The organism is Streptomyces sp. NPDC003284, from assembly GCF_053589675.1.
The window spans coordinates 423,016-440,855 of record NZ_JBSFSI010000004.1 but is presented as its reverse complement, the minus strand read 5'-3'; the positions used below and the strand labels follow the sequence as shown (position 1 = coordinate 440,855).

Annotated in this window: 13 protein-coding genes and 1 riboswitch; of the genes, 9 read left to right on the top strand and 4 right to left on the bottom strand. The window is 74.3% G+C overall.

The window, feature by feature from the left end; translation table 11 throughout:
- Positions 1-132 precede the first annotated feature (132 nt).
- Entirely contained in the window at positions 133-1,242 is a 1,110-nt protein-coding gene (locus tag ACWDYF_RS11905) for an FAD-dependent monooxygenase (protein ID WP_389465376.1), read from the bottom strand.
- Positions 1,243-1,405: 163 nt separating this feature from the next.
- Here ACWDYF_RS11905 and ACWDYF_RS11900 point away from each other — a divergent pair, with 163 nt between their 5' ends.
- The 3 genes from ACWDYF_RS11900 to ACWDYF_RS11890 all read left to right on the top strand — a co-directional run bounded on the left by ACWDYF_RS11900 (position 1,406) and on the right by ACWDYF_RS11890 (position 4,550).
- Positions 1,406-2,398, top strand: a complete 993-nt coding sequence (locus tag ACWDYF_RS11900) for a TetR/AcrR family transcriptional regulator C-terminal domain-containing protein (protein WP_389465379.1) — start codon at positions 1,406-1,408, stop codon at positions 2,396-2,398.
- Between the two features lie 176 nt (positions 2,399-2,574).
- On the top strand, positions 2,575-4,056 hold the full coding sequence (locus ACWDYF_RS11895; protein ID WP_389465382.1) for an MFS transporter: 1,482 nt from the start codon (positions 2,575-2,577) through the stop codon (positions 4,054-4,056).
- Positions 4,056-4,550, top strand: a complete 495-nt coding sequence (locus ACWDYF_RS11890) for a MarR family winged helix-turn-helix transcriptional regulator (protein WP_018565348.1) — start codon at positions 4,056-4,058, stop codon at positions 4,548-4,550. The genes ACWDYF_RS11895 and ACWDYF_RS11890 overlap by 1 nt, the downstream gene beginning before the upstream one ends.
- Here ACWDYF_RS11890 and ACWDYF_RS11885 read toward each other — a convergent pair.
- A complete protein-coding gene (locus ACWDYF_RS11885) occupies positions 4,539-5,324 on the bottom strand; it encodes a hypothetical protein (protein ID WP_389465385.1) in 786 nt (261 codons plus the stop codon). The genes ACWDYF_RS11890 and ACWDYF_RS11885 overlap by 12 nt on opposite strands.
- Positions 5,325-5,475: 151 nt before the next feature.
- On the opposite strand from ACWDYF_RS11885, the gene ACWDYF_RS11880 reads away from it, so the two are divergent.
- On the top strand, positions 5,476-5,946 hold the full coding sequence (locus ACWDYF_RS11880; RefSeq protein WP_381742167.1) for an HIT family protein: 471 nt from the start codon (positions 5,476-5,478) through the stop codon (positions 5,944-5,946).
- Positions 5,947-5,980: 34 nt separating this feature from the next.
- On the opposite strand, the gene ACWDYF_RS11875 is transcribed toward ACWDYF_RS11880, so the two are convergent.
- Complete coding sequence (locus ACWDYF_RS11875) at positions 5,981-7,393, bottom strand: hypothetical protein (RefSeq protein ID WP_389465389.1); 1,413 nt, start codon at positions 7,391-7,393, stop codon at positions 5,981-5,983.
- A gap of 292 nt (positions 7,394-7,685) precedes the next feature.
- Positions 7,686-7,818: riboswitch (cobalamin riboswitch) on the top strand.
- 179 nt (positions 7,819-7,997) lie between these two features.
- Between ACWDYF_RS11875 and ACWDYF_RS11870 the strand changes: the two genes are divergently transcribed.
- Genes ACWDYF_RS11870 through ACWDYF_RS11850 form a run of 5 tightly spaced genes read left to right on the top strand, consistent with a single transcriptional unit; the run spans position 7,998 to position 15,475 of the window.
- On the top strand, positions 7,998-10,769 hold the full coding sequence (locus ACWDYF_RS11870; RefSeq protein ID WP_381742170.1) for a prenyltransferase/squalene oxidase repeat-containing protein: 2,772 nt from the start codon (positions 7,998-8,000) through the stop codon (positions 10,767-10,769).
- Positions 10,766-11,728 carry a hypothetical protein gene (locus ACWDYF_RS11865; RefSeq protein WP_389465393.1) on the top strand — a complete coding sequence of 321 codons (963 nt, stop codon included), beginning with the start codon at positions 10,766-10,768 and terminating at the stop codon, positions 11,726-11,728. The genes ACWDYF_RS11870 and ACWDYF_RS11865 overlap by 4 nt, the downstream gene beginning before the upstream one ends.
- Positions 11,725-12,894 (top strand): energy-coupling factor transporter transmembrane component T, encoded by a 1,170-nt coding sequence (locus ACWDYF_RS11860; RefSeq protein ID WP_018565342.1) that lies wholly within the window; start codon positions 11,725-11,727, stop codon positions 12,892-12,894. The genes ACWDYF_RS11865 and ACWDYF_RS11860 overlap by 4 nt, the downstream gene beginning before the upstream one ends.
- A complete protein-coding gene (locus tag ACWDYF_RS11855) occupies positions 12,891-14,522 on the top strand; it encodes an ABC transporter ATP-binding protein (RefSeq protein WP_389465397.1) in 1,632 nt (543 codons plus the stop codon). The genes ACWDYF_RS11860 and ACWDYF_RS11855 overlap by 4 nt, the downstream gene beginning before the upstream one ends.
- On the top strand, positions 14,519-15,475 hold the full coding sequence (locus ACWDYF_RS11850; RefSeq protein WP_389465400.1) for an ECF transporter S component: 957 nt from the start codon (positions 14,519-14,521) through the stop codon (positions 15,473-15,475). The genes ACWDYF_RS11855 and ACWDYF_RS11850 overlap by 4 nt, the downstream gene beginning before the upstream one ends.
- On the opposite strand, the gene metE is transcribed toward ACWDYF_RS11850, so the two are convergent.
- Complete coding sequence (metE, locus tag ACWDYF_RS11845; RefSeq protein WP_389465403.1) at positions 15,472-17,784, bottom strand: 5-methyltetrahydropteroyltriglutamate--homocysteine S-methyltransferase; 2,313 nt, start codon at positions 17,782-17,784, stop codon at positions 15,472-15,474. The genes ACWDYF_RS11850 and metE overlap by 4 nt on opposite strands.
- Positions 17,785-17,840 lie beyond the last annotated feature (56 nt).

Genomic DNA, 17,840 nt, shown 5'->3' with positions numbered 1-17,840 from the left:
TCCACGGCGAAAGTTTTTTCTCCCCGTTCCGCGAACTCCCCTTCTGCCCCGTTCTCCCTCCTTCTCCCTCCTTGTTCATTCGGTTCATTCGGTTCATGCGGTTCATGCGGAGGACCCGCCGGGGCGGTGGCGTCAGTCGTCCAGGGTGAGGGCGTTCTTGGCGCGGGTCACGGACTCCTCGGAGGCGGGGCCGGTGGGGTTCTCGGTGGCCAGGGACTGGTTGAGGGCGACGTAGGGGCGCATGCGCTGTTCGTAGCGGGCGTACGCGGTGCGGTGGTCGCCCGGGGTGCGGGCGAGGCAGTCGGCCAGGACGTAGGCGCCCGTGAGAGCGAGGCTGGTGCCCTGGCCGGAGAGGGGGGAGGGGCAGTATCCGGCGTCCCCGAGCAGGGCCACCCGGCCGCGCGACCAGTGCGCCATGCGGATCTGGGCCATGGCGTCGCCGTAGAAGTCGGTCGCCTGCCGGGCGGCCTCGGACAGGCGCGCCCCCTCCCATCGCATCGACGCCAGCCGCCCGGCGACGTACCGCTGGAGGGAGCCGTCGTCGCGGTGGTCCGTGGGCCGGGGCGCCGAGCGGAAGCCGAAGGCGATCCGCAGCTCGGTGTTGCCGCGTACGGGCAGGATGCCGAAGCCCTCCTCGCCGTCCCGCAGCCACAGCTGCCAGTCCCTGAGGCCCAGGAAGTTGTCCGCGCCGAACACCGCGAGGCCGCTGCCGAGCGGGTGCGCGAACCGCTCCTCGGGGCCGAAGACCAGCCGCCGCACGGCCGAGTGCAGACCGTCGGCCCCGATCACCAGGTCGAAGCCGCGGGACGGCCCGTGCGCGAAGTCGGCGCGCACCCCCTCCCCGTGCTCGTCGAGCGCGGTGACGCTGTCGCCGAAGACGTACTCGACGTCCGCGCGGGTGTGTTCGTACACGATCCGCACCAGGTCCTCGCGCAGCAGCTCGACGTCGTCGTTGTCCAGCCGGCCGCTGCTGAAGGTCGACTCGGTGGAGCGGTGCAGCTCCCGGCCGTCGGGCGCGAGGACCGACATGCCCCGCATCCGTGTGCGGACGTCCCTCACCTGCTCCAGCAGTCCCATCCGCTCGACCACGTCGAGCGCGACCCCGCGGACGTCGACGGCCTGGCCGCCGGGGCGGGGCCCGGGGGCGCGTTCCACGACGGTGGGCGCGAAGCCGCGGTGGAGCAGCCAGTGGGCGAGGACGGGCCCGGCGGTCCCACCGCCGGAGACGAGCACGGTCTGCATGGAGGACTCCTTGTGTGCGTACGCTGTATGCGTCTGAACGTACGGCGTACGCATGCCGCGTTCCAACTGGTAGAAGCGGGTTGCTGTACTAGGACAGTCAGGCACCGCTCCGCATCCTCGCTGCTACCGTCTGAGCTAGTACAGGAGAGGAAGGCAGGAGTACGTGACGAAGCCCACAGCGGCCGCGGGCGAGCCGCCCTATCTGCGGATCGCCGCCGAGATCCGCCGCCGTATCGCGGACGGTGAACTCGCTCCGGGGGAGCGCGTCCCCTCGACCCGGCGGATCGCCGGACAGTGGGGGGTCGCGCTGGCCACCGCCGCCAAGGCCCTGACCACCCTGCGTCTGGAGGGCCTGGTCGAGGCCCGGCCCCGGGCCGGTACCGTCGTGGCCGGGGCCGTTCCCGCCGCGCCGTCGCGCAGGCCCGCGTCCGCGCCGGACACCGCGGGCCCCGACCGGGAACTGACCCTCGACCGCATCGTCCGCGCCGCCGTCGACATCGCCGACGCGGAAGGACTGGCCGCGCTCTCCATGCGCGGGGTCGCGGCCCGGCTCGGCGTCGCCGCCATGTCGCCCTACCGCCACGTCCCCGGCAAGGACGAACTCGTCCTGCTCATGGCCGACGCCGCGTTCGGCGAGGAGACCTATCCCGCCGAGCCGCCCGAGGGCTGGCGGGCCCGCCTCGAACTGGGCGCCCGGACCCTGTGGACCCTCTACCGCAGGCACCCCTGGCTGGCCCAGCTCGGTGCGCTCACCCGCCCGCTGCTCCTGCCCAATCTGATGGTCCACGGCGAATGGGCGCTCGCCGCGCTCGACGGCCACGGCCTCGATCCCGGCACGCTGTTCGACCTCCATGTCCTCGTGTACGGACATGTCCAGGGCCTGGCGGTGCACCTGGAGTGGGAGGCGCACGCCCAGGCCGCCACGGGACAGACGGAGGACCAGTGGATGGACAGCCGCGCCCCCGCCCTGCGCGGCCTGACGGCGTCCGGCCGCTTCCCGGTCTTCACCGGGGCGGTCGCGGCCCTGGGTGAGCACGGCTACGACCTCGACCTCGACAAGATCTTCGAACTCGGCCTCCGGGCCCTGCTCGACGGGGTGGCGCCGATGGTGGAGGGGGTGGACGTGGTGGACGTGGTGGAGGGGCGCGGGCGCTGAGTGGGGGCGGGTGCGTGCGGGACCGGTCGCCCGAATTGCTTGCGTCAACACAATGATTGTGTGTTTACAATGATTGTGTGGACGCAACCAGTTCACGCAACCAGTTCATGCGACCAGTTCCCTGCGACCAGTTCGCTGTGACCAGTTCGCTGTGACCACCACCCCGGAGTCCGCGCATGCCCGTCCCACCGGTCATCCCCGCCGAGTCGGCCGCCGACCGCCGAAGGCCCTGGCTCGTCCTCGCCGTCTGCTGCATGAGCCTGCTGATCGTCAGCCTCGACAACACCGTCCTCAACGTCGCCCTGCCCTCCGTCCAGCGCGACCTGCACACCTCGGTGTCCGGGCTGCAATGGACCGTGGACGCCTACACGCTGGTGCTGGCGAGCCTGCTGATGTTCTCCGGCTCGACCGCCGACCGCGTGGGCCGCCGCCGCACCTTCCAGACCGGTCTGGTGGTCTTCACCACGGCCTCCCTGCTGTGCAGCCTGGCCCCCGGGCTCGGCTGGCTCGTCGCCGCGCGGGTGCTCCAGGCGGTCGGCGGCTCGATGCTCAACCCCGTCGCCATGTCCATCATCAGCAACACCTTCACCGACGCCCGGCAGCGGGCCCGCGCCATCGGTGTGTGGAGCGGCGTCGTCGGCATCAGCATGGCCGCCGGTCCGATCATCGGCGGAGCGCTGGTGGAGTCCGCCGGCTGGCGGGCCATCTTCTGGCTCAACGTGCCGATCGGCCTGGCCGCGCTGCTCCTGACCCGCAGCTACGTACCGGAGTCCCGGGCGCCGCGCCCCCGCCGCGCGGACCCGGTCGGCCAGGTGCTCGTCGCACTGCTGCTCGCCGCCCTGACCTGCGCGATCATCGAGTCGCCGCACCGCGGCTGGACCTCGCCCCTCGTCCTCGGCTGCGCCGCCGTCGCCGGGTGCGCGCTGCCGGCCCTGCTGCGGTACGAGTCGAGGCGCGCCGAACCCCTGCTCGACCTGCGGTTCTTCCGCTCGGCGCCGTTCTCGGGCGCCACGGTGATCGCGGTCGCCGCCTTCGCCGCGCTGGGCGGCTTCCTGTTCGTCAGCTCCCTGTACCTCCAGGACGTACGGGGACTCGACCCGCTGCACACCGGGGTGTTCCTGCTGCCGATGGCGGTCATGGCGCTGCTGACCGCGCCGCTGTCCGGCCGTACGGTGGCCGCGCGGGGACCGCGGCTGCCCCTGCTGCTGGCCGGGTCGGCGCTGTGCGCGAGCGCCGTGCTCCAGGCACTCACCTTCTCCGAGCGGCTGCCGACCGCTGTGCTGGTCGTCGCCTACCTGCTCTTCGGCACCGGCTTCGGCCTGGTCAACGCGCCCATCACCAACACCGCCGTCTCCGGGATGCCCCGCGCCCAGGCGGGGGTCGCGGCGGCGGTGGCCTCCACCAGCCGGCAGACCGGCCAGGTCCTCGGCGTGGCGGTCCTCGGCGCGCTGCTGGCCGGCGGGACGCACACCGACCCGGCCGCGTTCACCGGCGCGGCCCGCACCGCCTGGTGGATCATCGCCGGGTGCGGTGCCGCCGTGCTGGTCACGGGTACGCTCACTTCCGGCCGCTGGGCCCGTGCGACGGCCGAGCGGACGGCACGGCGGTTCGCCGCCGAGGAGACGGCCGCGGAGACGAAGGAGCCAGTGAACACCTGATGGAGCGCGAGAACCGCGAGAACGAGGGCGATGACGCGGGCCGGGGCGAGGACCGCCGGGCGGCCGACGCGGGCGACGACGACGTCACCGCCCGTACGGCGGCCCGCGCCTGGCAGGGGATGAACACCCTGCTGATGGAGCGGCACAACCGCCGCAAGGCCGTCGCCGAGGCCCTCGGCATGAGCTTCAGCCGCATCAGGGCGCTGCGGCGGCTCGCCGCCGGTCCGATCACCCTGCGGGAACTGGCCGAGCGGATGGGCAGCGACCCGCCCTACACCACCGTCATCGTCGACGACCTCGTACGGCGCGGTCTCGCCGAGCGCATCACCAACCCCGCCGACCGCCGCTCCAAACTGGTCCATCTCACCGAGGAGGGCCGGGCGAAGGCCGCTCGCGCGGCCGAGATCCTCACCACCCCGCCCGACGAACTGCTCGCCCTGCCCCTGGAGGACATCCGGGCGCTGGACCGCATCGTGGCGAGACTACTGGACTGAGCCCGCGACCCCGCCCGCGGCGCCCAGCCCGCCCGCGTCCGTGGAGCGCAGCAGCCGCAGGAACGCCTTCACCCCCGCGATGATCTCCTGGTTGTCGGTGAGCCGGTTCACCGTGGACTCGAACTCCCTCCCGAGCGCGGCGAACTGACGGTCCGTCGCCTCAGCCCGCTCGTGCGTGCCCAGCGCCAGCGCGTCCAGCGCGCGGCGCAGTTCGGCCAGGGACCGGTACTGCTCCTCCGCCTTCTCCTCCAGCACCCGGGTCCCCGCCTCGGCGCGGTCCAGCCGGCGGTTCAGCTCGACCACGTCGTCACGCGGATATGTGACGTCCTTGAGCAGGGTGCCCAGGCGCCGCCTGAGCTGGCCGAAGTACGCCCCGGCCGGCCGGAAGAACGTGCTCAGCAGGAAGAACCCGGCGAACCAGTACCCCGCGGACTCACCCGTCGCCCAGGCGACCGCGAGCACCAGCGCCGCCGTCAGCACATGCCCGGCGACGGCCGCCCGCAGCATCGTCCGGGCGATACGCGCCGCCTCGGCGTCCCGGGCGGGGGAGACATCGAGGCCCTTCTCGCGGCTCACCGCGATCTCGGCGAGCACCGTGTGCGCACGGAAGTACAGGTTCCAGGGCAGCGTCAGCAGAAGCAGCAGCCACCCCAGGCTCAGCACCCCCGCCCCGACCGCGAACACCACCGCGGCCGGTGCCCCCGCCGCATACGCGCACACCAGCGCCGCCCCCGCCACCACGACACCCGCCACCGCACCCACAGCCCTGCCCATGCCGCCGCCTCCGCGCCCGCTCACACCCACGCACATCCACACCCGCACACCCATCGTCCCGGTCCCGCCGCCGCGCGGCATGAGTAGGCATACTCAGGTGCCACGCGACGTGGGGAACGGGCGGAGGGCCCGGGAAGAAGAGGGGGCGGCCATGGCCGAGGAGTCCGATGCGAGCGAGGGCTGTCTGGCCTGTGACCTCATGCTGGGCAAGGCGCCGCTGCCGGGCGGCAGCGTGCTGCGCACCGGGCTCTGGGCGGTCGAGCACTGCGTCGGCCCGTTCGGTGCGGGCACCCTCGTGGTCAAACCGGTCCGGCACGTGCTGCATGTCGCCGAGCTGACGGCGGAGGAGTCCGGCGAACTGGGCCCGCTGCTGCGGCGGGTGAGCGCCGCCGTCACCGAGGTGAGCGCGCCGGAGCAGGTGTACGTGTGTCTCTGGTCGCACGCGGGTGGGGTTCCCGGCCACATCCACTTCGTGGTGCAGCCCGTCGGGAAGGCGGACCGGACGCGGTTCGGTGCCGTCGGCCCCGCCCTTCAGGCGGCCATGGGCGGGGCCGGGTGCTTCGCGTCGGCGGCGGAGGTGGACGAGGTCTGCGGGCGGCTGCGGGAGGTCCTCCACCGCTGAACGGGACCGCCCCGACCGCCGCCCCGCCCTGAGGTCAGGCCCCCCAGCGCACCGCGACCGTGTCGCCGACGCCGACCGTCGTGCCCCGGGAGGCGGTGGTGAAGGCGCCGCCGTCGATGCTCACCTTCCAGGTGCCGGTGCCGCTGTTGGCCTTGCCGTTGAGGGCGGTGACCGTGCCGGTGCCGGAGGACGGGGTGACGGCGGTGACGCAGCCTGCCGGGGTGGCGGCGCCGGTGGCGGCGTCCAGGACGGCGCCCAGTGTGGTCGTCGTGCCGGTCGGGGTGAGCGCGACGGAGCACACCTTCGGGCTGCCGGTGCCGTCGTCGACGCTGAGCGCCAGCTTCGTGGCCGTACCGGAGACCAGTGAGCCCTGGGCCACCCACTGCGGGGCGCCCGCGGTCACCGGTGCGGGCGGGGCCGCGGTGAAGCCGCCGCCGGCCACCGCGCGCAGCGCGTCGGCCGACGCGTAGGCCGAGGGGACCGTGTCGGCGGGCTGGTACTTGAAGCCGCCGCCCGGGTTGAACTGCTGCGCGAGCAGGAAGTCGACCGGAGTCCTGCCCAGGGAGGTGAGGAAGTCCCCGGTCTGCGGGTTGATGCCGCACGCGTTGAGACCGGACACCGCCCAGCCGTTGGAGTCGGTGTTGATCCCGAACATGGCGTTGAAAGCGCCGCTGTTGGCGACCAGTTTGCTCTTCAGGAACGCCTTGGCCTGCACGATGTCCGTGTCGGTGTTCGGCACCCCCGACACACACAGCGCGGCCATCGCCGCCCCGGTCATGTCGATGTCACCGGCGGTGGCGAGCTGCCCGGGATCGCCCTCGGCCTTGCTGTAGTTCCAGCCGCCGTCGTCGTGCTGGTTGGCCCGGATCCGGGTGACCAGCGCGTCGCGCAGCGCCTGCGGGACACGCACCTGACCCGACTGGGTGCGGGCGCCGCCCAGGGCGAGCGCCGCGAAGACGGTGCCGTTGAAGTTGGCGGGCGGGCCGAAGTAACCGGGCTGGGACGTCTGCCAGTAGCCGTAGATGTCGGCGATCAGATTGCGGGAGGCGGAGACCCGGGCGGGGTCGACACCGGCGGCGTAGGCGTTCAGGGTGGCCCGCTCGTAGTCCGTGACGACCGGGGTGGCGGACGGCCAGCTCGCGGTGGAGAGCAGGGTGCGGTAGACCGATCTGGCGTTCTTGGCGGGATCGCCGTCCGGAGTGACGTCCACGGCCGCGGTACCGGCCGCGGCGAGCGCGCTGAACGCCCACTCGTTGGACAGCCCCGGCCCCGCGTACGAACCGTCCGCCGCCTGGAGCGACTTGAGGTAGGTGACGCCGTTCGCCTTGGACGTGGCGATCTGCGCCGGGGTGGAGGTGGCCGCGGCGGGCAGCGCGGTGAGCGTGAGGGCGCCGACGGCGGCCGCCGCGGTGAGCGCGACGCGGCTGAGGGACAGCGGACGGGACATGGCCTGCTCCTTGGATGAAGGACGCCGACCCGGCCCGTTGCCGGGCCCGGGCGGGCCTGCGGAGCAGCGGGCGTGGCCGCCGTCCGGACGCGTGGACCGGCTTCCAGAGATGGTGCACCGCCTGGGCATTCGGGCTCGGGGCGGCCTCCCGCCGCCCCACACCGCTGCGCGTCAGCCCCGGACTCCCACCGGGTTCCCCCACTCGGCAGTCCGGGACGGTACCCGACCGGCCAACCGGCCGCCAGTGCCCGCCTCGGAGGGCGGTCGAGCCCGTCCGGAGCTCCTTGACGGCCCTCGTGACGCGTGCTCAAATCTCGGTGATACGCAACGAGTTCCAGGGGAAGCCGGTCGAAGTCCGGCGCTGACCCGCAACCGTGGGCCCGGTCCGCCGGGCGAGCCGGAATGCCTGGAGCGTGCTCAACAGCAACAGACGCCGTCGTGGACTACGGCGTGGTGCGACCGGCCTTCCGGCCGTCCGGGGACCACCCCGGCCGGTGAGGGCCCCTCTGCCACGTCCGCGTCCGCGCCGGACAGGCGCGAGGGGACCGGGGTGGACACGGGGAAGCGAAGAAGCGGGCCGACGACCGCGAGCACACGGCGGGCGGTGTCGCTCGGCTCGGCTCTGCTCGTCGTCCTCGCCACCTGTGTGGCGTTCCTCACGACCGCGCCCGCCGCCGCGGACGGCGCCGACGGCTGCACCGCCACCCATGGCGCCGTGGTGGCCGTCGACTTCGGACCGTTCGGCGGCAAGGTCGAGCGCGGCTGCGACCCCGCCCCCACCACCGGCTACAACCTGCTGCACCAGGCCGGGTTCACCACCACCGGCACCCAGCACGACGGCCCCGGCTTCCTCTGCCGCATCGGCTACGGCGCCTTCCACTCCGGTACGGAGTACCCGACCCCGGCCGCCGAGGACTGCGTACTGACCCCGCCCGCCACGGCCTACTGGTCGTACTGGGTGGCCGCGCCCGGCGACAAGGACTGGACCTACAGCTCGCGCGGCGCGATGACACGCACCGTCAAGGACGGCGACGTCGACGCCTGGGTGTTCGGCGGCACCGACATCGGCGGTACCAAGGGCAAGCCCGCCTTCAGCCCCGACGACGTACGCGTCCCGGGCGGCCACACACCCGACCCCGGCGGCAGCGGCACCCCCACCGGCGCACCCGGCGAACTCGACACCGCCGCCGCGGCGGCCTGGCTCGCCGGCCGCCTCACCGACGACGAACGCATCGTCGACGACGGCGCGACCACCGCGAACTACGAACTGACCGCCGACACCGCCTACGCGCTCGCCGCCGCGAACGGCAGGAACGCCACCCTCGACAAGGTCACCGGCTTCCTCGCCGCCCATGTCGCCGACTACGCCTACCCGAACGGCGCCGGCCAGGCCCCCGACGCCACCGCGGCCGCCCGCCTCGCCCTCCTCGCCGAGACCACCGAACGCGACCCGCACGCCTTCGGCGGCCACGACCTGATCGACGCCCTCGCCTCACACGTGTGCACGGCGGGCCCCGAGTCCGGACCGGCCCCCGGCTGCACCGCCGCCGGTGACTTCCGCACCGCCTTCCAGACCGAGGGCCAGGCCCTGTCCGTCCTCGCCCTGCTGCGCGCCGGGCAGACACCCCCGGCCGCGTCCGTCGACCGCCTCGCCCGGCTCCAGTGCAAGGACGGCGGCATCACCAGCATCCTCATCCGCCCCGGCGAGTACTGCGACGGCGACCCCGCCACCACCGGCCTGGTCGCCCTGGTCCTGCACCGGGCGGGCGGCCACGACGACACGGTGGACGCCGCCCGTACGTATCTCACCGAGTCCCAGTCGGCGGACGGCGCCTTCCCCGGCTACACCGGCTCCACCACCGGCAGCGTCACCGCCACCGCGTACGCCGCCCAGGCCCTGCGCGCCCTCGGCGACACCCGGCGGGCGGACGCGGCCGTCGGCTGGCTCTCCCGGCACCAGCTCGACGGCGGCGGCTTCGGCTTCGAGGAGACCGACACCGACCCCGTCGTCCACCCCACGTCGCCCGCCGTCCTCGCCGGGGCGGGCACCAGCCTCGTCACCGTCACCACGAAGCCGTCCGTGCCGCCCACCAGCGGCCCGCCGACCGAGCCCGGCGGCACGCCCAGCGGCTCCCCGACCGGGCCCACCAGCAGCCCCGGCGGCCCCGCCCCGGGCGGCGGCACCGGACCCGACCTGAAGAAGGGCGTCGCCTACCTCACCGCCCCGGCCCAGCTCCAGCAGGGCCGGTACTACACCGACGCACCCGGCTCGGGCACCGCGTCGTTCGGCCTCACCATCGACGGCGCCTACGCGCTGGCCGCCACCGGCCTGGACAACGCCAGGCTGCGCGGCATCGTCGACTTCCTCGACTCCCGCGGCAAGGACGCCACGGGCAGCACCATCGACACCTGGACCGGTATCGGCACCGCACACGTGCTGGGCGGCTCCGTCGGCAAGGCCGCGGTGCTCGCCGAGGCCGTCGGCCGCGACCCGCGGAACTTCACCGGGCACGACCTCATCGCCACCCTGGCCAAGGCCGTCTGCACCGCCCCGAGCAAGGCCCCCGACCGCTCCTGCCCGGCCAAGGGCGCCTACACCTACGCGCCCTCCGTCTTCTCCCAGTCCCTGGGCGTCCTCGCGCAACTGCGCGCGGGCGAGAAGACGGCGGCCCAGCAGCCGATCGCCTACCTGGAGAGCCTCCAGCACCCGAGCGGCGCCTGGCCGAGCCTCATCCCCTCCACCGGCGACTCCGAGGTCGACTCCACCGCCATGGCCGCGATGACCCTCGACCTGGCCGGCGGCGACACGGCGAAGCAGGCCGTGCGCAAGGCGCTCGCCTGGCTCGCCTCCCGGCAGCTCCCCGACGGCGGCTTCCCCGGCGCCTCCGGTGACTCCGTCAACTCCACCGGGCTCGCCGTCCAGGGGCTGTCCCTGGACAAGGACACCTACGCCCCGCAGATCACCCGGGCCCTCGCCTTCCTCGCCGCGCAGCAGAACGCGGACGGCGGCTTCAACGTCGCCAAGGAGGGCCAGCGCGGCTCCGACGTACGGGCCTCCGCCCAGGCCGTGGGCGGCGCGACCGGCATCTCCTTCGGCACCCTGAAGGCCGACCTGACCGGCACCTCGCCGCAGCCCGGCCCGACATCGGACCAGGGCGGCGGCACCCCCGACATCATCACCGCCGGAGAAACGGGAGGCACCGGAGACACCGGCGGCGCCTCCGCTGCGGGCGGCGGCGGTGGCGGCGCGCTGGCCTCCACCGGTGTGCAGGCCACGGCCCTCGCCGCGGTCGCCGCCCTGCTGGTCCTCGCGGGCTGGCGCACCGCGGTCGCCGCCCGCCGCCGCGCGGACGCGCACACCGGGAGCGAGCGATGACACGGCCCCGCCTCGCCGCCCTCGCCCGGACCGCGGCGGCGCTCGCCCTGGCCGCCGCCGCGCTCGGCGCGACATCCTCCCCGGCCGCCGCCGACCCGCAGCCGATGGGCCGGTGCACCACCACCTCGGGCGTGGTGCTCGCCGTCGACTTCAGCCACTGGGGCGGGCCCGTCTACCGGGCCTGCGGCACCACCCCGACCACCGGCTACCAACTGCTCAACCAGGGTGGCTGGCGCACCACCGGCACCGGGCACGACGGACCGGCGTTCATCTGCCGCATCGGCTACAGCGGTTACCAGGGCGGCAGGCAGTACCCCACCGCGAAGGACGACGACTGCGTCCTGACCCCGCCCGCCTCCGCGTACTGGTCCTACTGGCACGCCGACCCGGGCCGCGACGACTGGGAGTACAGCCAGCTCGGCGCCATGCTCTACCGGCCCAAACCCGGCAGCGTCGACCTGTGGATCTTCGGCGGCACCGACATCGGCGGCACCGAGGGCCGCCCGAAGATCCGCCCCGACCAGCTGCGCGCCCACAACACCCGGCCCCAGGGCGACAGCGGCAAACCCGCCTCCACCGCCAAGGCGCCCGCGCTGCCGCCCGGCGTCGACACCGGACCCGCGCCCGAACAGCCGCCCGCCGCACCGCCGAAGGCGGCCCCGCCGCCCGCGCGGACCCCGACGGCACCCGCCGAGGAGACCACCGCGAGCCCGAGCCCGACGCCGACCGCCCCACCCAGCCCGACCGCCCCACCGAGCCCGGCACCGACCGCGTCCGCCACGGCCGCAGCGGGCACCGGCACCGGTACCGGCACCCGGGTCGTCGACGCCGCCCCCGCCGCCGACGCCGAACACGACGCCGGATCGATCGTGCCCGTCGTCACCGGTGTCTCGCTCGTCGTGCTCATCGGCGGCGCGGCCGTGTACGTCGCGCGCCGCCGCCGCGCCGACGGCGCGTGAGCGCGGTGGCCCCCACGACCGTCGAGGCGTCCGCCGCACCCGCCGGTCCCGCCCCGGACCGGGGCGGGCGGCGCCTGCCGCGCACCCTGCACCCGATGGCCTGGTGGATCTGGGCGCTCGCCCTGGCCACCGCCGTCAGCCGCACCGACAACCCGCTGCTGCTCCTGCTCGTCCTCGCCGTCCTCGGCTACGTCGTCACCGCGCGCCGCACCGAGGCGCCCTGGGCACGCGGCTTCAAGTACTACCTGTACCTCGCGGTGTCCGTCGTGGCCGTACGGGTCGTGTTCCGGGCGGTGTTCGCCACCGGCATCACCCCGCACGACCACTTCCTGTTCTCGCTGCCGCACCTCCCCACCCCCGACTGGTACGCGGGCATCCGCATCGGCGGCCCGGTCTCTCTGGAGGCGCTGCTGTCGTCGGCCACCGACGGACTGCGGCTGGCCTGCATGCTGTGCTGCATCGGCGCCGCCAACACCCTCGCCAACCCCAAACGCGCCCTGCGCGCCCTGCCCGGCGCCCTGTACGAACTCGGCGTGGCCGTCACCGTCGCGATCAGCGTGGCACCCCAACTGGTGCAGAGCGTGCAGCGCGTCGCCCGCGCCCGCAAGCTGCGGGCGGGCCGCACCAAGGGCATGAAGGCGCTGCGCGGCATCGTGGTCCCCGTCCTGGAGGACGCCCTCGAACGCTCGCTGCGCCTGGCCGCCGCCATGGACTCCCGGGGCTACGGCCGGGCGGGCACCGCCACCCGCGCCTCGCGCCGCCTGACCGGCGCGCTGATGCTGCTCGGCATGTGCGGCCTGTGCACGGGCGCCTACGGGCTCCTGGACGCCACCGCGCCCGCCTTCCTCGGGCTGCCCGCGATGGCGTGCGGCGCCGCGCTGTGCGTGGCGGGCCTCAGCCTCGGCGGCCGGCGGATCACCCGCACCACCTACCGCCCCGACCCCTGGCTGCTGCCCGAGTGGGCCGTCGCCGGCAGCGGGGTGCTCTCCGCGATCCTGCTGTTCAGCGACCTCGGCTACGACCCGGCCCAGCTCAACCCGACCTTCTATCCGCTGACCTGGCCCGGACTCCCGGTGGTGCCCGCCGCCGCGGTCCTGCTCGCCGGCACGGCCGGATTCCTCGCCCCCGAGCCCGCAGCCCCCGTCCGGAGAACCGACACACCGTGATCACCTTCGACCAGGTCACCGTCCAGTACGACGACGCGCCCGCCCCCGCCCTGCGCGACCTCGACCTCACCGTCGAGGAGGGCGAACTCTGCCTCGTCGTCGGTCACACCGGCGTCGGCAAGTCCACGCTGCTGGGCGCCGTCAACGGCCTCGTGCCGCACTTCACCGGCGGCACCCTGTACGGACGGGTCACCGTCGACGGCCGCGACACCGCCGCGCACCCGCCGCGGGAACTGGCCGACGTCGTCGGTGTGGTGGGCCAGGACCCCGCCGACGGCTTCGTCACCGACACCGTCGAGGAGGAACTCGCCTACGCCATGGAGCAGTTGGCGATCCCCCCGGCCACCATGCGCAAACGCGTCGAGGAGACCCTCGATCTGCTCGGCCTCGCCGACCTGCGCCACCGCGCCCTGCACGAACTCTCCGGCGGCCAGCAGCAGCGCGTCGCCATCGGCTCCGTGCTCACCGCCCACCCCCGCGTCCTGGTCCTGGACGAACCGACCTCCGCGCTCGACCCCACGGCCGCCGAGGAGGTGCTGGCCGCCGTCACCCGGCTGGTGCACGACCTCGGCGTCACCGTGCTCATGGCCGAGCACCGCCTCGAACGCGTCGTGCAGTACGCCGACCGCGTCATCCACCTGCCCGGCGACGGCACCGCCCGCGCCGGGGCGCCCGCCGACGTCCTGCGGACCTCGGCCGTCGCGCCGCCCGTCGTCGAACTGGGCCGCGCGGTGGGCTGGTCCCCGCTGCCGCTGTCCGTCCGCGACGCCCGCCGGGCCGCCGCGCCGTTGCGGGCCCGGCTCGCCGACCGCACCCCGGGCCCGGTGCGGCCGCCCGCCGCCGGTGAGCGGCCGCGCCTGCTGACCGCGCGCGGGGTCACGGTCGCCTACCGGGGGGTGCCCGCCGTCCGGGCGGTCGACCTCGACCTGCGGTCCGGCGAGGTGACCGCGCTCATGGGCCGCAACGGCTCCGGGAAGTCCTCCCTGCTGTGGGCGTTGCAGGGCTCCGGGCCGCGCCGCGCGGGCACCGTCGCCGTGACCCGCGCCAACGGCACCGCCGACCCGCACACCGTGCCCGCCGCCGAGGCCCGCCGCCTGGTCGGCCTGGTCCCGCAGACCCCCGCCGACCTGCTCTACCTGGAGAGCGTGCGCCAGGAACTCGACCAGGCGGACGCCGAGTCGGGCACCCGCGGCGAGGCCCGCCGCATCCTCGACCGGCTCGCCCCCGGCATCGACGACGCCACCCACCCGCGCGACCTCTCCGAGGGGCAGAAACTGGCCCTGGTCCTCGCCATCCAGCTCTCCGCCGCGCCCCGGAACCTCCTGCTCGACGAGCCGACCCGCGGCCTCGACTACCGGGCGAAGAGCGAACTCATCGCCGTCGTGGACGCGTTGGCGGCCGAAGGGCGGGCGGTCGTCATCTCCACCCATGACGTGGAGTTCGCTGCCCGCGCCGCCGACCGGGTCGTCGTCATGGCGGAGGGAGACATCGTCGCGGACGGTCCCACGGCCGAAGTCATCGTCTCCTCGCCCGTGTTCGCCCCGCAGACCGCCAAAGTCCTCGCACCTCTCGCCTACCTGACGGTCGGCCAGGTCGAACAGGCCCTGGCCGAGGAGGCGGCGGGATGAAGTCCGCGATCCGGCTGACCCCACGGGTCGGTGCCGTGGTGACGCTGGCCGCGCTGCTCGGCCTTGTCGCCTTCTTCTGGCCGTTCGTCGTCGCGCCCGGCCGCTTCGGCTCCAACTACGCGCCCGTGCTCATCTTCGGCGTGCTGCTGGTGCTCATCCTGTGCGTGGTCCTCTCGGAGATCGCCGAGGGCGGCATCGACTCCAAGGCGCTCGCCATGCTGGGCGTGCTCTCCGCCGTGAACGCGGCCCTGCGTCCGCTGGGCGCGGGCACCGCCGGGATCGAGACGGTCTTCTTCGTCCTGGTCCTGGCCGGGCGGGTCTACGGCCCCGGGTTCGGCTTCGTCCTCGGCTGCACCTCGCTGTTCACCTCCGCGCTGATCACCGGCGGGGTCGGGCCGTGGATGCCGTACCAGATGTTCGGCTGCGCCTTCGTCGGCATGCTCGCCGGATTCCTGCCCCGGGCCACCGGCCGCCGCGAGGTGCTGCTGCTCGCCGTCTACGGCTCCCTGTCCGGGTATCTCTTCGGGTTCCTGCTCAACCTGTCCTTCTGGCCCTTCTCCCTGGACCCCAACAGCTCCATCGCCTATCTGCCCGGCCTGCCCTTCACCGAGCAGTGGCACCGCTACCTCGCCTTCGACCTGGCCACCTCGCTGGGCTGGGACACCGGCCGGGCGGTCACCAACTTCGTGTGCGTCCTGCTGGCGGGACCCGCCGTGCTGACCACCTTCCGGCGGGCCGCCCGCCGGGCCAGGTTCCGCGCCCCGGTCCGCTTCGCCGGGCCCCGGCACGCCGACGCGCCCGCCCCGGCCGGTGAGCCGGAGCGGGCGCGCGTACGGTCGAGGACCGGGGAGATCACCGACGGGACCAGGGAGACCGAGGAGACCGCTGGGCCCGGTGGACCCGGGGCGCCCGGTGGGGACCGGGACGGCCCGCAGCTCCCCGCCGCCGGTTAACCCAGTTCGGCGCGCACCCGGCGGGCCGCGGCGACCAGGTTCTCCAGGGAGGCGCGGGTCTCTGGCCAGGCGCGCGTCTTCAGACCGCAGTCCGGGTTGACCCACAGTCGCTCCGCGGGAATGGCCCCGAGGCCGGCGCGCAGCAGCCCGGCCGCCTCCTCCACACTCGGCACCCGCGGCGAGTGGATGTCGTAGACACCGGGACCGGCCTCGCGCGGATAGCCGTGCGCGGCGAGTTCCCGGGCCACCTGCATGTGCGAGCGGGCCGCTTCGAGGCTGATGACATCCGCGTCGAGGTCGTCGATGGCGGCGACGATGTCCCCGAACTCGGCGTAGCACATGTGGGTGTGGACCTGGGTGTCGGGACGGACCCCGGACGTGGTGAGCCGGAACGCCTCCGTTGCCCACGCCAGATAGGCGGGCCGGTCGGCGGCGCGCAGCGGCAGCGTCTCGCGCAGCGCGGGCTCGTCGACCTGGATGACCGAAGTGCCCGCCGCCTCCAGGTCGTTCACCTCGTCGCGCAGGGCGAGGGCGACCTGCCGCGCGGTGTCGCCCAGCGGCTGGTCGTCGCGCACGAAGGACCAGGCGAGCATGGTCACCGGTCCGGTGAGCATGCCCTTGACCGGCCGGTCGGAGAGCGACTGCGCGTACGTCGTCCAGCGCACCGTCATCGGCTCGGGGCGGGAGATGTCACCGGCCAGGATCGGCGGGCGGACATAGCGGGTGCCGTACGACTGGACCCAGCCGTGCTGGGTGGCGAGGTAGCCGGTGAGCTGCTCGGCGAAGTACTGCACCATGTCGTTGCGTTCGGCCTCGCCGTGCACCAGGACGTCCAGGCCGGTCTTCTCCTGGAAGGAGATCACCTCCTGGATCTCGGCCCTGATGCGCTCCTCGTACTCGGCCGTGCCGGTCCGGCCGGCCCGCAGGTCGGCGCGGGCGGTGCGCAGTTGGGGGGTCTGCGGGAAGGAGCCGACGGTGGTGGTGGGCAGCAGCGGCAGTCCGAGCCGGGCGCGCTGGGCGGTGACCCGCTCGGCGTACGGCTGCCCGCGGCGGGCGTCCGTCTCGGTGACGGCGGCGGCGCGGGCGCGCACGGCCGGGTCGTGGGTGAGCGGGGACTGCTCGCGGGAGGCCAGGTCGGCGCGGTTGGCGGCGAGTTCGGCGGCGATGGTGTCGGTGCCCCGGGCGAGGCCCTTGGCGAGGGTGACGACCTCGGCCGTCTTCTGCCGCGCGAAGGCCAGCCAGCGCAGGATCTGCGGGTCGATGTCCCGCTCCGGCGCGGTGTCCAGGGGCACATGGAGCAGGGAGCAGGACGCGGAGACGTCGACGCGGTCGGCCAGGCCCAGCAGGGTGCCGAGCACGGACAGCGAGTGCGCGAGGTCGTTGACCCAGATGTTGCGGCCGTCCACGACACCGGCGACCAGCCGCTTGCCGGGCAGTCCGCCGGCCGCGGCGAGCGCGTCCAGGTTGGCCGCCGCGGGCCCGGTGAAGTCCAGCGCGAGTCCGTCGACGGGGGCCTTGGCCAGTACCGGCAGGGCCTCGCCGAGGCGGTCGAAGTAGGACGCGACCAGCAGCCGGGGCCGGTCGGTGAGGGCGCCGAGGTCGCGGTAGGCGCGCCCGGCGGCGTTCAGCTCGGCCGGGGTCCGGTCCTGCACCAGCGCGGGCTCGTCGAGCTGCACCCACTCGGCGCCCGCCGCGCGCAGGTCGGCCAGCACCTCGGCGTACACCGGCAGCAGCCGGTCCAGCAGCGTGATCGGGTCGAAGTCGGCGGCCACGCCCGGCGCGGGCTTGGCCAGCAGCAGGTAGGTGACGGGGCCGACGAGGACCGGACGGGCCGTCAGACCGAGCGCGAGGGCCTCCTTCAGCTCGGCGACCTGCTTGGCGGAGTCCGCCGTGAACACCGTGTCCGGGCCCAACTCCGGCACCAGATAGTGGTAGTTGGTGTCGAACCACTTGGTCATCTCCAGCGGAGCGACGTCCTGGGTGCCGCGCGCCATCGCGAAGTAGCCGTCCAGCGCGTCGGCGGCCACGGCGTCCCGGTGCCGGGCCGGGATCGCGCCCACCATGACGGTGGTGTCCAGCACGTGGTCGTAGTACGAGAAGTCGCCGGTCGGGACCTCGCCGACACCGGCCTCGGCCAGCGACTGCCAGGTGGCGCGGCGCAGTTCGGCGGCGGTGGCCCGGAGGGCGTCGGCGTCGACACGGCCCTTCCAGTAGCCCTCGACGGCCTTCTTCAGTTCCCGGTCCGGTCCCTGGCGGGGGTGGCCGTACACGGTGGCCCGTGCTGCCGCGGCTGCGGACGTGGTGGTCACGGAGATCTCCTTCGCGAGATGAATCCCTGAGATCCCGGGGACGGGACGAGAGCGCG

Coding starts and splice junctions, on each gene's coding strand:
- ACWDYF_RS11895 (WP_389465382.1), top strand. CDS start 2,575: ATGCCCGTCCCACCGGTCATCCCCGCCGAGTCGGCCGCCGACCGCCGA.
- ACWDYF_RS11890 (WP_018565348.1), top strand. CDS start 4,056: ATGGAGCGCGAGAACCGCGAGAACGAGGGCGATGACGCGGGCCGGGGC.
- ACWDYF_RS11905 (WP_389465376.1), bottom strand. CDS start 1,242: ATGCAGACCGTGCTCGTCTCCGGCGGTGGGACCGCCGGGCCCGTCCTC.
- ACWDYF_RS11880 (WP_381742167.1), top strand. CDS start 5,476: ATGGCCGAGGAGTCCGATGCGAGCGAGGGCTGTCTGGCCTGTGACCTC.
- ACWDYF_RS11865 (WP_389465393.1), top strand. CDS start 10,766: ATGACACGGCCCCGCCTCGCCGCCCTCGCCCGGACCGCGGCGGCGCTC.
- ACWDYF_RS11875 (WP_389465389.1), bottom strand. CDS start 7,393: ATGTCCCGTCCGCTGTCCCTCAGCCGCGTCGCGCTCACCGCGGCGGCC.
- ACWDYF_RS11885 (WP_389465385.1), bottom strand. CDS start 5,324: ATGGGCAGGGCTGTGGGTGCGGTGGCGGGTGTCGTGGTGGCGGGGGCG.
- ACWDYF_RS11850 (WP_389465400.1), top strand. CDS start 14,519: ATGAAGTCCGCGATCCGGCTGACCCCACGGGTCGGTGCCGTGGTGACG.